This is a genomic window from Nocardia sp. NPDC003963 (assembly GCF_053605105.1).
The window spans coordinates 239791-255323 of sequence record NZ_JBSGIP010000004.1 but is presented as its reverse complement, the minus strand read 5'-3'; the positions used below and the strand labels follow the sequence as shown (position 1 = coordinate 255323).

General features: G+C 66.7%; 14 protein-coding genes. 10 read left to right on the top strand and 4 right to left on the bottom strand.

The window, feature by feature from the left end:
• Positions 1-612: 612 nt before the first annotated feature.
• On the top strand, positions 613-1173 hold the full coding sequence (locus ACWEWT_RS13255) for a TetR/AcrR family transcriptional regulator (protein ID WP_452558726.1): 561 nt from the start codon (positions 613-615) through the stop codon (positions 1171-1173).
• Between the two features lie 169 nt (positions 1174-1342).
• Here ACWEWT_RS13255 and ACWEWT_RS13250 read toward each other — a convergent pair whose 3' ends face one another.
• From ACWEWT_RS13250 to ACWEWT_RS13240, 3 genes are all read right to left on the bottom strand, one after another.
• Complete coding sequence (locus tag ACWEWT_RS13250; RefSeq protein WP_452558724.1) at positions 1343-2473, bottom strand: acyl-CoA dehydrogenase family protein; 1131 nt, start codon at positions 2471-2473, stop codon at positions 1343-1345.
• Positions 2474-2762: 289 nt separating this feature from the next.
• Positions 2763-3989 (bottom strand): acyl-CoA dehydrogenase family protein, encoded by a 1227-nt coding sequence (locus ACWEWT_RS13245; RefSeq protein ID WP_452558722.1) that lies wholly within the window; start codon positions 3987-3989, stop codon positions 2763-2765.
• Positions 3986-5362, bottom strand: coding sequence for a 4-hydroxyphenylacetate 3-hydroxylase N-terminal domain-containing protein (locus tag ACWEWT_RS13240; RefSeq protein ID WP_452558720.1), 1377 nt, complete (start codon positions 5360-5362; stop codon positions 3986-3988). The genes ACWEWT_RS13245 and ACWEWT_RS13240 overlap by 4 nt, the downstream gene beginning before the upstream one ends.
• 336 nt (positions 5363-5698) lie before the next feature.
• On the opposite strand from ACWEWT_RS13240, the gene ACWEWT_RS13235 reads away from it, so the two are divergent.
• From ACWEWT_RS13235 to ACWEWT_RS13195, 9 genes are all read left to right on the top strand, one after another.
• Complete coding sequence (locus tag ACWEWT_RS13235) at positions 5699-6064, top strand: helix-turn-helix domain-containing protein (RefSeq protein WP_452558718.1); 366 nt, start codon at positions 5699-5701, stop codon at positions 6062-6064.
• Between the two features lie 657 nt (positions 6065-6721).
• Positions 6722-7267 (top strand): MSMEG_0572/Sll0783 family nitrogen starvation response protein, encoded by a 546-nt coding sequence (locus ACWEWT_RS13230; RefSeq protein WP_452558716.1) that lies wholly within the window; start codon positions 6722-6724, stop codon positions 7265-7267.
• Positions 7268-7277: 10 nt separating this feature from the next.
• The gene (locus tag ACWEWT_RS13225; RefSeq protein ID WP_452558714.1) at positions 7278-8336 is read left to right on the top strand and encodes an MSMEG_0568 family radical SAM protein; all 1059 of its coding nucleotides are present in this window, start codon (positions 7278-7280) and stop codon (positions 8334-8336) included.
• Between the two features lie 25 nt (positions 8337-8361).
• Complete coding sequence (locus ACWEWT_RS13220) at positions 8362-9804, top strand: MSMEG_0567/sll0787 family protein (protein ID WP_452558836.1); 1443 nt, start codon at positions 8362-8364, stop codon at positions 9802-9804.
• On the top strand, positions 9801-10724 hold the full coding sequence (locus ACWEWT_RS13215) for a carbon-nitrogen hydrolase family protein (RefSeq protein WP_452558712.1): 924 nt from the start codon (positions 9801-9803) through the stop codon (positions 10722-10724). The genes ACWEWT_RS13220 and ACWEWT_RS13215 overlap by 4 nt, the downstream gene beginning before the upstream one ends.
• Complete coding sequence (locus ACWEWT_RS13210) at positions 10717-11037, top strand: MSMEG_0570 family nitrogen starvation response protein (protein ID WP_452558710.1); 321 nt, start codon at positions 10717-10719, stop codon at positions 11035-11037. Before ACWEWT_RS13215 ends, ACWEWT_RS13210 begins: the two co-directional genes overlap by 8 nt.
• Positions 11034-12305 carry an MSMEG_0569 family flavin-dependent oxidoreductase gene (locus ACWEWT_RS13205; RefSeq protein ID WP_452558708.1) on the top strand — a complete coding sequence of 424 codons (1272 nt, stop codon included), beginning with the start codon at positions 11034-11036 and terminating at the stop codon, positions 12303-12305. The genes ACWEWT_RS13210 and ACWEWT_RS13205 overlap by 4 nt, the downstream gene beginning before the upstream one ends.
• 10 nt (positions 12306-12315) lie before the next feature.
• Positions 12316-13167 (top strand): carbon-nitrogen hydrolase family protein, encoded by an 852-nt coding sequence (locus tag ACWEWT_RS13200; RefSeq protein WP_452558706.1) that lies wholly within the window; start codon positions 12316-12318, stop codon positions 13165-13167.
• A complete protein-coding gene (locus ACWEWT_RS13195) occupies positions 13167-14255 on the top strand; it encodes an MSMEG_0565 family glycosyltransferase (protein ID WP_452558704.1) in 1089 nt (362 codons plus the stop codon). Before ACWEWT_RS13200 ends, ACWEWT_RS13195 begins: the two co-directional genes overlap by 1 nt.
• 121 nt (positions 14256-14376) lie before the next feature.
• Here the strand turns inward: ACWEWT_RS13195 and ACWEWT_RS13190 are convergent, their stop codons facing one another.
• Positions 14377-15504, bottom strand: a complete 1128-nt coding sequence (locus ACWEWT_RS13190; protein WP_452558702.1) for an FAD-dependent monooxygenase — start codon at positions 15502-15504, stop codon at positions 14377-14379.
• Between the last annotated feature and the right edge of the window lie 29 nt (positions 15505-15533).

The window sequence follows — 15533 nt, the reverse complement described above, 5'->3', positions numbered from 1 at the left end:
AGAAGTGCTCTCCCGGCCACCCGGTCGAGAAAGGGATTCCACCGGCCTCGGTCTTGTCGACCAGTGGACAGGCCGACCGCTTGCCGGGAGGCGGGCCGCCGGGTCCCGACCATCGGCGTCTCGGCGGGATCGGCGTCGATGTTCCGACCCGCCGGGCGCACATACTTCCGTGTCCGCGCCGTCGGCCGGGCTCATGATCGGCGGTCGGCCGGCGCCGCACACGAGGTGGGCCGACGCCGCTCCGGTCGAGTCCGGCCACTTCCGCGGCGAAGCGGACCGTACCGCCGCAGGTACCTGCGGTGAGCAGGACGTATCGGTCGAGTCGGCGAGGCCGAGGTGGATACGGACAAGCGAGAAATACGAGCCTTCGCCGTCATCCTGTTGCGTCTCCGCCCTACGTTCTCGATCGGGATGCGCCACGAGGCGATTTCTGATGGTAGATTCAGTTTTAGGGCTTCGCAAGAGGCAATCGGCGCCGAGCGGATCGGAGTACACCAGGTGACTGACATCTCGCCTCGACGGTCGGCGGGGTCCACTCACCGTCGAACAGAGCAGAGTCCGCGATCGAGACCACTACCCGCCAGCGCGAAGGGTCAACGGACCGAAGAAGCGATGCTGGACGCAGCCCGGCAGGTCTTCGCGCAGAAGGGCTTCTTCAACGCCAAGATCTCGGATATCACCGAGGCCGCCGGCCGGTCGCCGGGATCGTTCTACAACTACTACGACAACAAAGAGCAGTTGCTCCAGGCGCTGCTCGAACAGTTCTCCACCGAAGTGGTAGAAGCGGCGCTCGAGGCGGAAACCGGTGACCCGGTCGATGGGATCCGCGGTGCAGTGAAGGCGTACTGGGTCACCTACAAAAAATATCTACCGGAGATGATCGGCGTCTTCCAGATGTCGATGACCGACGAATCCTTCGCCACTCGCTGGCGGGAAAACCGCGCCGCCGGGATCCGGGCCATCCTGGTCGGCTTGGACAGCGCGAAGCGGGCCGGGCAACCGCTCGAAGGCGACCTGAACCTGCTTGCCTCTGCGCTGGTCTCGATGCTCGAGGGATTCTGCTGGACCTGGCTCGTGATGGGCGGAGAGACAGGTGTCGAACGCCCGGACGACGAATCCGCGATCGACACTCTCGCAACTGTGTGGTATCGGACGGTTTACACCGACCACTGAGAAGATGCCGATTCCCCAGCGCGCGCCGGTCGGCACCGGACGGGTACCCGAGCATCGCCCGGTACCGGCGCCCCAGCGTACTGTCCGGACTCGCGGAACGCGCCGTGTCCGGACGCCCGAGGTTACCTCGCGGGCCGACGGCGGACGACAGCCGATGCGATAACCGCGCTCAGGCCACCTCGTGCACCAGCAGGTCCAGACATCCGATTCCGACAGCGCTGTCGCGTATTCGGGCCGGGGTCCCGCCGATCGCCGCGGTCGCCCGCGCCCTCCGGAAGAACAAATGCGCATCGTGTTCCCAGGTGAAACCGATACCACCACATATCTGAATGAGAGTGCTCGACGCCGAGGTGAAGGCGTCCGCGGCGTCGGCTCGGGCGAGCAGCGTGAGCTGACGAGCGGCTGGATAGTCGTACCTGTCCCACATCCTCGCAGCTCCGGCAACCAGAGCGCGGGCCCCCGCATTCGCGACCGCGGTTCTCGCGCAGTGGTGCTGAACGGCTTGATAGGCACCGATGAGCGACCCGAACTGCTCGCGGACCTTGGCGTAGTCGACCATCTGCGTCAAGCACCCCTCGGCGCCTCCGACGAGTTCGGCGGCCGATAAGAGTGTTTCCAGGGCGAGCTGCTTCTCCAGCGCCCCGTCGTCCCCTGCGGCAGTCAGCAGAATCGCGGATTCGCCGGCCAGAACGACATCGGCGAGTGGGGTCGCGAAATCGACGGTCGGCACCGGGCGGCGTTGCGCCGAACCCGTGGCAACCAACGCCAGTGCAGGACCGTCGGGGGTATCCACGATGCACAGCGCGAGATCGGCTACCGCCCCGTGGGTTACCGCGGCGAGGCGCCCGCTGACACGCCCGTCCCGGTAATTCGGTACCGATATCCGATCGGAGCGGGTCGATACCCCGGCTACGGCCGCACCGGCGAGTAGCGCCACGATCGTTTCTCGGAACTCGGCGGGCACGGCCTCGGGGCTCGTACCCCCCAACGCGGCCGCCGTGAGCACCGATGCCCGCAACGGACCCGGGTACAGCGTGGCACCACACTCTTCCATCGCGGCGACGAGATACTCGGCCTCCAGTCCCAGCCCGCCCCAGTGTTCCGGTGCTGCGATGCCGAGCAAACCGAGTTGCTCTACGAGCACCTTCCAGCCTTCGCGATCGAAACCTGCCGCGTCCGTGCCGTTCTCATCGCGGTTGCGGCGGACGGCTACGATTCCGGGCCGTTCGGAGAAGTAGTCACGCAGGGCGGCTCGGATCTCGTCCGGCGATATTCCGGGTCCATTCACTTCATCGCACATGCCCGGCTCCCATCCACTCGGAATCGGCGGCGGCGCATCCCTTCGAGGATCGACGAGCCGCAGTAGTGATCGCGGCCGTGGAGACTCGGCAACGTTGCGAGGGCGGCGAAATCAACGATCGAGGCTGATTGTCGCCGGTCGTTCCTCCTCGACCGATACGTGGCGTCGATGCGCTCGTAGGTACCGAACCCGTAGTCCTCGCGCCCGGATATCCGTCGTCGGGAGGGCGGGTCGGGCCTGCGCGGTGGCGGATGAGCAATTCCACTGGACTGGCTCCTGTCATCTGATATCAGGAAACGGTGACCGGCTTGCCCGGGCGAGGCAGGCCGAGGCCACGCTGGGCGATCACGTTGGCTTGGATCTCGTCGGTGCCGCCGGCGATGTGCAGGGCCGGGACACCGAGTACGAACTCCGACCACGCGAAGTCCTCTTTCGCGCCGAGGTCGACGAATGCCCGCTCGCCCAGGACGGTCTGAGCCAGGTGCGCGACCTCGTCAGCTGCCCGGGCCATCAGGAGTTTCAGCACCGAACCCGCGACGGGTTCCATGGTGTGTGTCCATGATCCGGGCGAGAGACCGGCAGCGGCACGCATAGCGGTGACCGCGGCCACGGTACGTGCGATCTGCGGGCGATGTACCGGGTCCGCCTCGGCGCCGAGCCGGCGGACCAAACCGACGAGCCTCTGCATGACATACGGCGTGAGCGGACCGGCTACGCCGCTCATGGTCGCGCGCTCACTGCCGAGGCTCGTCGCAGCGACCCGCCAGCCTTCCCCCACTGCACCGATACGGTGCGCGTCGGGGACACGAACCCCGTCGAGAAATACCTCGTTGAAGGCGGCGCCACCGGTCATCTGCCGGATGGGGCGTACGGTCACGCCGGGGGCATGCATATCCACCAGGAACATCGTCAATCCGGCGTGTTTCCGGACGTGCGAGTCGGTACGGACGAGAGCCTCGCCGACGTCGGCGAGATGTCCCATCGAGGTCCACACCTTCTGCCCCGTCAGCACCCACTCGTCACCGTCCCGTTTCGCCAGGGTCCTGACATCGGCAAGGTCGGATCCCGCACCAGGTTCCGAAAACAACTGGCAGCCGATGATTTCACCGCGGAACAGCGCAGGTAGGGCCCAGTTCCGCAATTCCTCGGGCGCATACTCGCCGAGCGCCGGTGCGACGATGTTCAATCCGACGAACAGTGCCTCACGCGAGGGGAATCCCATATCCTCGAGCACCTCGTCGAGGATCGAGTCGTGGGCCGGCGTCAGACCCATTCCACCGAGGGCCGGCGGACCGCTGGGCCAGGCCACGCCCGCCCCGAAGAGCGCCGCTTGGAACTCGCGCATCCGCCGGACCACCGCTTCGTGGCCGTCGCGCAGTTCCTCGACAGCAGCGATGCGACCGTCGGCGGGGTCCGCTCGCTTCGCATGCGCGAATTCGTGGGCGAGGTCGGCCAACTCGGCGCGGAGGTGCGCGCCGAACGAGGCGAGGTTCCGCGGCGCATCGACGGTTGTCATGCAAGACCCGCGAGTTCGAGGGCCAGGCGCTTGGCCCTCGTCATATCGTAGTGCTTTCGCGCAACCAGACGTTGCGCATAGAGTCCGCCGCCCGACTGCAGCATCGTGACCAACTGCCACCCCCCGTAAGCGTCCGCGGTGAAGTCACGGATCGCGTGGAAGAGACGAGTCCGATACTGACCGGAGATGCCCTCCTTGGTCGCCATATACTTTTCGACGAACGGGCCGATTTCGTTGTTTTCCAGGTCCCGCACCGAGGGCGCGGTGACGATGGAACCACCGCCTATGTCATGCAAATTACGCACCATGTGACTGAATTCCGCCGCTGCATAGTGCTTTGCCGCATTGGTGTACAGCTCACTGGGGAAATACCAACCCTCCGGGCTCTCCTCCGCGTTCGCGATCGCGGCCTCGAGGCCGGAGCGCACCATGGTCGCATAGATGATCATCTCGGCGATCTTCTCCCGGATGTGGGAGATGCGCTCCGTCCCGTTGGCCTCGGCGATCAGCTGTGCAAGCCCCACGAGCTGGTCGCCGAATTCGGACATGTGCGCGGTGCCGCCGAGTCGCTCCCACAACCCCAGCGCGTGCGCGAAGGTCGCCGAATGCGCGGTCTCCCCGGCGAGAAAGACACGCTCGTTCGGCACGAACACATCGTCGAAAATGATGAAGCCTTCGGGCATATTGTGCGTCGAGCTGACCGGGAAGTCCTCCACCCGCTCGCGGGGCGCGTAACTGGTGTTGACGATCCGCACACCCGGAGCGTTCACCGGCACCGCGCACGCAACGGCGTAGTCCTCTTCACCGGGCTTCATATTCTTGGTCGGCATCACGATCAGCTCATGACTGATGGCAGCCGACGATATATGCAGTTTCGCACCACGGATCACAATGCCGTCGGGGCGCCGTTCGACAATTCGTGTGTAAGCGTCGGGATCCCGCTGCGCGCCGGGCGCCGATCGGCGATCACCTTTGGCGTCGGTGATGGCCTGCACGCACCGCAGATCGTTGCGTCGGCAATAGTCGAAGTACTCTTCGATTCGCCGCGCGAGCCCGGGATGATCAGCACGCATCCGCGCCGCGGCGGTGAGCAACGCCAGCAGACCCTGACTGGTTGTCACAGTGACCATGTCCCAGCTCAGCAGGGTCTCCAGCAGTTCACGTAGGTCGTCCGCGCTCTTCGGGATGTGAAAGTACGGGCCACTCGCATCGTCGCCGGGGCGGTAGTGCCGCTCGTAACAGCGACCGACCAACTCGATCGCAGTCGCGAACTGGGGATGCTCCGAAAGCTCCTTGACCTGTTCACCCTCCGCGAAGATCTGCCGACCGTCGCCGAGCGAGGCGACGTATTCACCGTGGGTCATCATCGCCATCCGATTTCGTCCTCTCATTGGCTGACCGAAAACTGATTGTAGATTCAGATTTAGAAAACCACAACAGCCGGAGCCGGACCGCGGCAGGTCGGCCGCGCTCGGCTACGGGGTAGTCGGTACCGCGCTACCAGCAGGATCCGGTGCAGGAGGTGGAGTCCCGCGCGCGCCTTTCACTCCAGGTGCGGACCAGCGATCGATCGGATCCCCCACATGCCGCCGGGAGGACGGGCCGAGCACTTCGGCGCATAACAGAGGCCTCGGCCCTGCCGGCCCGGCCATGGCCGACGGCCCGTGCTGCGGTGGGGATCGGTAGGACGTCGGGCTCGGCAACCGAAAATGGTTGCTGCTCGGAGCCCGATCTTCCGGCGCCGGCTCGGGACCTGTTCGGATGACCCGGTCGCCGACCTCGAGCGCGGCTACGCGAACCTCACCATGGAGGCCGTAGCGACTCGCGCCGGAACCAGCCGGCCGGTCCTGTCCCGCCGATGGAGCGATAAGAACGACCTGGTACACAGCGCGCTCACCGATACCCTCGGCCGACACCGGCCCACCGCGCCCGACACCGGATCGCTGCGTGACGACGTGCTGCGCCAGGAGATGCTCATCCATATGCAGCCCGCGGCCGACGCCGCAATAGAAGAAATCGTGGACACGATCGTCCTCCCCCTCATCTCGATCGAGCGCCCCGCCACCGGACCGTAGTCCCGCGGGCGGACCCACCCACCGAGCCGCCCGCACACCTGACACAGGAAGGCCGGTCACTCCCCGGTCGGCGAGTTGCGCTCGCGAATTCACCTCGGCGAGGTCTACTTCGCATGCCGCCGCTTCGATTCCGGACGATATCGTCTCCACTCCACGGCCGGAACGTTCCGATCGTCGATCTCGGCATCCACACCGTTGCGCCCCGTAGCCCGTTCACCTGCACCCGGTCAGCGCATCACCGAACCCCGACACCTACCCGCGACCCCGGCCGCGCGCCGTTGCGGCGCAGCGCACTCCCCTTCCACGGCCACGCACCGGAGTTCCGAAGCCGTTTCGCCGATGTTACGGATCGAAAGCCCACGGCCGAGAACTGTTAACAGCGACGGCGGCGGACCAGGGAAACAATTACGTCGCCGCGACTTCGACACCCCCTCCCGAGCGTCGGAAACCCTCACCACACAGTCAATCTCACTGTGCGGCAACATAATACATAACATCACCTTTGCAAGCAGGAGGTGAATTCTCGGCAACGGCCAATTCTTCCCGTTGTGACCAACCGGAAATACATCGAGCGTCAACTTGACCCAACGGCGAACCACCGGAGTCATACGAACTGCTGCTCGCCGGACCGAAACCACAGGCCCGAGGAGACGAATCATGTCCGCACCCACCACTTCGACCTCCGATATCGACAAGGCGATCGAGGAGAACATCGCGAAATCCCTCGCCGAGATCCCGCACCCGGCAATGGCGAAAGGCAGCAATATCTACGGTGCGACCAAGATTTTCCCGGACTACCGGGCCGAGGCCGGCGAGACCTACTTCACCCTCGTACACGGTATCGCCCACGAGTCGTCGGTGAGCTTCGTCGCGATCCTGCAGGCGACCCGCGCGCTGCGCAAAGGCTTCGAGTCGGCGATCTACTTCTACGGCCCCGGTGCGATCAATTGCCTTGCCACCCGTGGCTTTCCGACGACCGGCGACAGCGGGTTCCCGGGTGAGCAGAACATGAACGAGGCATTGGCCACCTTCATCGAGGAGGGCGGCAAGGTGTTCGCCTGCCGATTCGGTCTGGCCCTGCACGGCGCCCGCGAGGAGGACCTCATCGAAGGGGTGATCCCGGCACATCCGCTGGATGTGCAGGACGCGCTGATCCACTACGCCCGCAAGGGCGCCATCATCAACTCCACTTATCAGCTGTAGGACGGCCGGCATGACCGAGGTATCCACGCGAGTAGATCTCGCACTCATGGGCATCCGTGTCGACGTGCCGGTGCAGCGCCGTTCCGGTGCCGGTCCCAGCGACGACGGTCATGTGCTGTTCGGGGGTGCCGGCGCCGCCGTCCCCATCCGCTCCGACAGCCCCTACACGATTCGAAACGATCGACTGCTGTTCGAAGGCACCGATCTCGGCGTGCCCGTCGAGCCCGTGCGCCGCCCGCACTTCTACGATCGGCACACCGGCGACGGCGTGCCCTACGAGCAGATCGCCCGCCTGCACGGCAGGGACGTGCTGGCGACAACGGTGGTGCAGACCTGCATCCGGTACCGCGAGGATCAACGCTGCCGATTCTGTTCCATCGAAGCGTCCCTCGCGGCCGGCGACACGATCGCGGTCAAACGACCGGATCAGCTCGCCGAGGTCGCCGAGGCGGCCGTACGGCTCGACGGAGTCCGGCAGATGGTGATGACCACCGGCACATCCGGTGGGAAGGACCGCGGTGCGCGGCATCTCGCCCGCTGCGTGCGTGCGGTGAAGCGGGCGGTACCCGAGCTTCCGATCCAGGTGCAGTGCGAGCCGCCCGGCGACCCGGCGACACTCACCGAGTTGCGGAGCGCCGGTGCGGACTCGATCGGAATCCATGTCGAATCGCTCGATGACCGGGTGCGGGCTCGCTGGATGCCCGGAAAGTCGACTGTTCCGCTGTCGGAGTACCGGGCAGCATGGACCGAAGCGGTCCGCGTATTCGGCCGCAATCAGGTCTCCACCTATCTGCTCGTCGGGTTGGGCGAAGATCCCGATGAGCTGGTGGCGGGTGCGAGCGAGCTCATCTCGATGGGGGTATACCCGTTCGTCGTCCCGTTCCGGCCGCTGGCCGGCACCCTTGCCGTCGACGCCGACGGTGCGGGGCCGCCGCCGGCGCGGGTGCTCGAGAACGTGACTCGACGCGTCGCCGCCGAATTGGGCCGGGCGGGCATGCTCGGCGCTGATCAGAAAGCCGGATGCGCGGCCTGCGGGGCATGCAGTGTATTGCAGAACGCCGGGGGCTGAGATGCTCACCACGCGATCGACGACCATGACCCGGTCATGGCTGGACCACCCATCCGAGAAATCCGCCGGATCACCGGATCACTGCATCCTATCGGGGCATTCGCCCGCCGCTGGGACCGATACCGGTCTCCTCATCCGGCTTGCCGACACCCGGCTCCTCGCCGCATATCACGCAATACGACGGCAGAGCTTCGTCGTCGAGCAGGGTTTGTTCACCGGCAGCGACGCCGACGATATAGACGACGACCCGCGGGCCCGCGTACTGGTCGCGCTCGCACCGGACGGCGAAGTACTCGGCGGTGTACGGCTGGCACCGGCCACCGCGGAAGATCTCGGTTGGTGGACCGGCAGCCGGTTGGTAGTGAACTGTGGCCGCCGCACCCGCGGAGTAGGGCGCGCACTCGTCCGAGCGGCGTGCGCCTACGTCGAAACCCACAACGTGCTGCGGTTCGAGGCGACAGTGCAGGCCCGTTTCGAATCGCTGTTCACACACCTCGGCTGGATCCGGATCGGCGACACCACGGTCGCGGGCACACCGCATCTGCGGATGCGCCGGCCGATCGACCGCATCCAGCTGCTCGCGCGATCCACCAAGGCGATGCTCGGACCGGCGCTGGCGGAGTTCGGTGAGACACCGACAGCGCTGGGCGGCTATGGATTCCGCGGCGACGACGGTGCACCGGTACCGGGCTGCGATCTGGTGGCCGCATGCGATGCCGTCCTGCCGTCCATGGTCGAGCGCGATCCGGAATGGGCCGGCTGGTGCGCGGCGCTGGTGAATCTCAACGATCTGTCCGCAATGGGCGCGGAGCCGATCGGGATGCTCGACGCTGTCGCCGCACCCACACGGACGCTCCTGACGAGAGTGCTGCGGGGCCTCGCGGCGGCCGGCCGGGCCTGGGGAGTACCCGTGCTCGGCGGACACACCCAGCTCGGCGTCCCGGCGTCACTATCGGTCACCGCGCTGGGTCGCACGGCACACCCGATCCCCGGCGGTGGCGGCAAAGCCGGCGACGAGCTTCGGCTGACCGCCGACCTGGGTGGCGGCTGGCGGCCCGGATACACAGGACGACAATGGGATTCGTCCTCACATCGCCGTACCGACGAACTGCGTGCACTCGGGCGTTTCGTCGCCGACACCGCGCCCGCGGCAGCCAAGGACGTCAGCATGGCCGGAATCGCCGGGACCGCGGGCATGCTCGCCGAGGCCGGCGGAATCGGTGTCGAGCTGGATATCGCACGGATACCCCGCCCGGCCGGAGCCGAATTGGCGGACTGGATCACCTGCTTCCCCGGGTTCGCGATGCTCACCGCCGATCGCCCCGGCACCGCAATCGCCCCCGCCGGCCCGGCCACCAGCGCAATCTGCGGGGTACTCGACACGACGCCCGGCGTGCGGTTGCGCTGGCCCGACGGGGAAGTCACGCACGCGCTGGAAGGCGCAGTCACCGGATTGGGACTCTCATGAACGATCTCACCATCTCCGTGGCGGCCGCAGCATTCGGCCGCGATATGGAGGCTTGCTACGAAACCGTAGCCTCGCTGATCGAGCAGGCTCGACAGCACGGCAGTCACCTGCTCGTCCTGCCCGAAGCCTGCCTCGGCGGATACCTACCCAGCCTGGGGGGCGGCGCGGAAAGCGCGGAGGCCAGGGAACGGCGGTTACGCAGCCTGCCGCCCGCCCTCACCCTCGACGGGCCGGAATTGCGGCGCGTCGCGGCCATGGCCGGCGATCTCGTCGTAACGCTCGGTTTCTGCGAGGCCGACGGCGAGTTGCGCTACAACGCGGCGGTAACCCTCACCGGGGACGGCGTTCTCGGCTCCTATCGCAAGGTGCATCAACCGCTCGGTGAAAACCTCTGCTACGCAGCCGGAACCGAGTATCGCGCCTTCGACACCCCCATCGGCCGGATGGGCATGCAGATCTGCTACGACAAGGCATTCCCCGAAGCCGCGCGTGCGCTGGCGCTGGACGGAGCCGAGATCATCACCTCGCTCTCGGCGTGGCCGACTGCCCGCACCGCCACCGTGGAACGCCTCGAGGACGACCGCTGGACGCAGCGCTTCGATATCTTCGACCGGGCCCGAGCCGTGGAGAACCAGGTGGTGTGGGTGTCGTCGAACCAGGCCGGAACATTCGGGTCACTGCGCTTCGTGTGCAGTGCCAAGATCGTCGGACCGGGTGGCGATATTCTCGCCACCACCGGTACCGAAGCCGGACTGGCGACTGCGACGATGAATGTCGAGCACGCCCTCGAACTGGCACGCGGCGGCGGTATGTACAACCTGCGCGACCGACGCCCCGAGCTCTACCACAGTGTGGTCGCCGAGCGCGGCGTCGTCGGGCAGTCGACCGGGCCCGAGGGACTGCGGGCCGTCCATGCCTGAGATGACCTTCGACATTCGCTGGCCCGACGGCCTGATCCAGACCTGTTACTCGCCGTCGCTGGTGATCCGCGACCATCTGGTCACAGGTGTCGACTATCCGATGGACGAGTTCCTCACCCGGGTCTCGACCGCGCTGACCATCGCGGCCGAACGCGTACGGGAGAAATTCGGTTTCTACTGCACCTCCGCTGTGCAGACCCTGGACGCCATCGAGAAGTCGGCCGCCCGCAGCCGTACCGCACCGGGAACTGTCCGCGTCCTGACGATGACCCCGCCATCGCTACCGGCAACGCCCTCGGGAGAAAAGCAATGACATTCCAATCCGATTCGGGCACCGGTGTGGAACACCGTGATGTCGTGGTGATCGGCGCCGGGCAGGCCGGACTGTCGATCAGCCGGCATCTGACCATGCGTGGTATCGACCATGTCGTCCTGGAGCGCGAGACCATCGCCCACGAGTGGCGGGATACCCGATGGGACAACTTCACCCTCGTCACCCCCAACTGGCAGTGTGCGCTGCCCGGCTACCGCTACGACGGACCGGACCCCCACGGCTTCATGAAACGCGACGAGGTGTACGCATGGGTCCGCGGCTTCGCCGAGACCTTCGATCCCCCGGTCCGGGAGCATACCGGTGTCACTTCGGTACGGGTGGCATCCGACAACGGCTTCGATATCGAGACAACATCCGGGCCGCTGCATTCCGGCCAGGTTGTCATCGCCGTGGGCGGTTACCACACACCCACCGTGCCTCGATTCGCCGAGCGGCTGCCCACCTCGATCGCGCAGTTCCACTCCGCCGAGTACCGCAGTGCCGCGGCTCTTCCCGACGGCGGCGTACTCGTCGTGGGCACCGGCCAATCCGGCGCCCAGATCGCCGAGGATCTGCACCTGGCAGGCCGGCATGTCCACCTCGCGGTGGGCACGGCGCCCCGTGTCGCACGGTTCTACCGCGGCCGCGACTGCGTAGCGTGGCTACAGGATATGGGCCACTACGATATTCCCATCGAGGACCAGCCCGGCGGACTCGGCAAACGAGAGAACACCAACCACTACGTCACCGGCCGTGACGGCGGCCGCGATATCGACCTGCGTCAATTCGCGCTCGAGGGTATGTCGCTCTACGGTCGCATGGTCGATATCGTCGACGGCACGGCTCATTTCGACCCATCGCTGGCAGCGAACCTCCAGGCCGCGGATTCGGTAGCCGAGAGCATCAAGGACTCCATAGACGCCTATATCGCCAGGATGGGCATCGAGGCCCCTTCCGAGGCACGGTACTGCCCGGTCTGGACACCCGAACGCGAGATCACCGAGCTCGACCTGGCCGCCACCGATATCACCTCGGTGGTGTGGTCGGTCGGATTCCGGACCGACTATCGGTGGCTGCGTGTGGGCGTTTTCGACGGCGAGGGCCACCCATGTCACAACCGAGGCGTCACCACCACACCCGGACTCTACTTTCTGGGATTGCCCTGGCTGCACACGTGGGGCTCGGGCCGCTTCGCCGCCGTCGCCCGCGACGCCGAATATCTCGCCGGCCGGATCGCCGTCACGGCCCGCGCCACCGCGGCGGCCTGAGTCGGATCGCATGCCCGTCACCCGAATAGCCGCCGCCGCCGCCCATTTCGGCGCCGATATAGCCCGAGCCCTGGACAAGATCACCGGGATAATCGACCGGCTCGCCGAGGACGGAGTCGATCTCCTGGTACTGCCCGACGCCACCCTCGGCGGCTATATCGGAGACCTCCGCAATCCGGACCCGGCCACCGGGCCGGAAGCCATCGATCCCGACGGGCCCGAGATCCGGCTGCTGTGCCGACTCGCCGGTGCGATGACCATCTGCGTCGGATACGCCGAACATGCCGACGGCGTTCGCTACAACTCGGCAGTCTGTCTCAACGGCGACGGCGTCCTCGGCCGCCATCGGAAGGTGCACCAACCGGCCGGGGAGCACCTCGCCTATGCCGCCGGGGATCGCTTCACCGCCTTCGATACCCCCGTCGGACGCATCGGCATGCTCATCGACTACGACAAGACCTTCCCCGAATCCGCACGTAGCCTCGCCCTCGACGGCGCCCACATCATCGCCGCCCTCTCGGCCTGGCCTGCCAGTGTCACCGATCGTGCCTCCCGGATGCCCAACGACCGCCAATCCCGCCTGTTCGATCTCTACGACCAGGCCCGTGCCGCCGAGAACCAGGTCGTGGTGGCCTCCGCCAACCAAACCGGAATCACCGGGACCCTGCGCTTCCTCGGTCAAGCGAAGGTCGTCGGACCCGGCGGCGAGATTCTCGCCAGAACCTGGTCCAAGGGCGGGCTCGCCGTGGCCGATATCGATATCGATAGCGAAGTCGGCAGGGCCCGGCGGGTGCTGCGACACCTACAGGAGCGGCGCGTGGACGCCTACCGCAACCTCATGATCGACAAAGGCGGCCACTGATGCGCCTGGCGCTACTCACGTATTCGACCAAACCCCGCGGCGGGGTGGTACACACCCTCAACCTCGCCGAGGCGCTCTCGCGGCTGGGTGTCGATGTCACCGTGTGGACGCTGGGCCGCGGTGGCGACGCGGGCTTCTTCCGGCCCGTCGACCCCTCGGTCGCTCTTCGTGTGGTCCCGTTCGCCGCCATCGACGGTGAATCGGTCGGGGCGCGAATCATGCGCTCCATCCGCGCCTTACGTGAGGCGTTCGTCCCCGGCGACTACGATATCGTCCACGCGCAGGACTGCATCAGCGCCAACGCCGTGGATCACCGGATCCGGACCATCCACCACCTCGACACCTTCACCACCCCCGAACTCGCCCGCTGCCATGAGCGTGCCATCGTCGAGCCCTATGCGCACATCTGTGTTTCAGCCGCCGTCGCGGCCGAAGTGCATACCGGATGGGGCCTGCACCCCACCGTTGTTCCCAACGGCGTCGAGTACGAGCGCTTCGCCGCCGCTGCCGACAGCTCCATTGCGGCCACCGCGGCGCGCAACGTCTGGCAGCGACGCCTGGGCCGCTACGTCCTGGCCGTCGGCGGCATCGAACCCCGCAAGGGCAGCAGCGATCTGCTCGATGCCTTCGCCGTCCTGCGGCACAACTGTCCGGACCTCGCTCTCGTATTCGCCGGCGGCGAAACACTCTTCGACTATCGGTCGTACCGAGAGGACTTCGATACCCGGGCGGCCGAGCTCGGCATCCAGCACATCGTGCTCGGTGTGGTGCCGCACCCCGAACTTCCATCGCTGGTAGCGGGCGCGGCCCTGTTTCCCTTCTTCTCCGTCAAGGAGGGATTCGGACTCGCGGCCATGGAAGCCCTGGCAGCGGGGGTTCCCGTAGTCGCCCGCGACCTTCCGGTGCTGCGCGAGGTATTCGGCCCAACCGTTCATTACGCCACCACCGCGGCCGGGATGGCCGATGCGCTGGCCCGCGCACAACGGCCCGACCCGATCCGGGTTTCGCGTGGTAGGGCTCTCGCTGCCGAGTTCAGCTGGGAGCGAGCAGCACGCGCGCACCTGGAGTTCTATCGAGCCGTCGGCTGAATCGTCCGGTCCGAATCCCGCCGACTCCCGGAACGATATTCCGTGCGACGAACCGGCACCAGGAGTCCCCGGCCTCGTGACGTCGATCGAGGCGATATTCGATCGCTGTCGACCCCGATTCCTAAGTGCCGGCCAGTGGCACATTCCAGGCGTCGTACTCGTACACCCAGTCACCGTTTCCCGCCGTTTTCAGCCATTCGTTGGATCGGGAGCCGCGTTGGATCCGGGCGGTCCGGTCCATCCGGGTGTTCTCGTACCCGACCAGGGCATCGGCCGCGCGAGCGTAGCTGTCCGAGCCGAGGCAGCGCGCCAGCACCACCGCGTCCTCGATCGCCTGACCTGCGCCCTGCGCCATGAAGGGCATCATCGGATGGCACGCGTCGCCGAGCAGTGTCACGGTCTCCCGGGTCCAGGCGTGCAGTGGATCACGCACGTAGAGAGCGGATTTCAAGACCTCGTCACAGGCGTCCAGCAGAGCGCGCGCGTCCGGGTGGAAGTCCCGGTACAGGTCGCGGAGTTCGTCGGCGCTGCCGGGGGTCGTCCACGACTCCTCGGTCCACTCGTCCTGCGCGCAGGTGGCGAAGATGAAGATGTCCTTGCCCTGGCTCAGCGGGAACGTCACGATCTGCGTAGCCGCGTCCGGGCCCCACCATTTGGTGAAGCTGTCCAGATTCGGCACCGCGGCGACCGCCGCTGCCGGAACCACCGCGCGGAACGCCACCACGCCGGTGAAGGTGGGGTGCTCCCGGCCGAACAACGCGGTACGGACGGCCGAATGGATACCATCCGCGCCGATGATCACGTCGGCCCGATGTGTACCGCCGTCGGCGAAATGGATCGCCCCGTCGCGGACGTCGACGACCTGCCGGCCCAGCGCTACGTTCTCCCCCGGCAGCGCGGCCTCGAGGGCGGACATGAGATCACCGCGGTGCAGGGTGAGCTGCGGTGACCCGTAGCGCGCTTCCGCGGACGAGCCCATCTCGAGCCGTGAGGTCTCCGCGCCGGTATCCCAGGTCCGGCTGATCCGGAACTGCGGCCGGGCCGCCGAATCCCGCAGGGCCGCGCCCAGACCGAGGCCGTCGAGGGCCCGGACGGCGTTCGGGGTGAGGTTGATATCGGCGCCGACCCGGGCGAAGCGGGCGGTCCGCTCGAAGACCTGCGCGTCGATACCGAACTTCCGGAGCGCCAGAGCCGCGGTGAGACCGCCGATACCCGCCCCGCAGACGGCCACACTCGGTGCCTTGCTCATGATCTCTTCCTAACCTTTCGAGAGTGTGA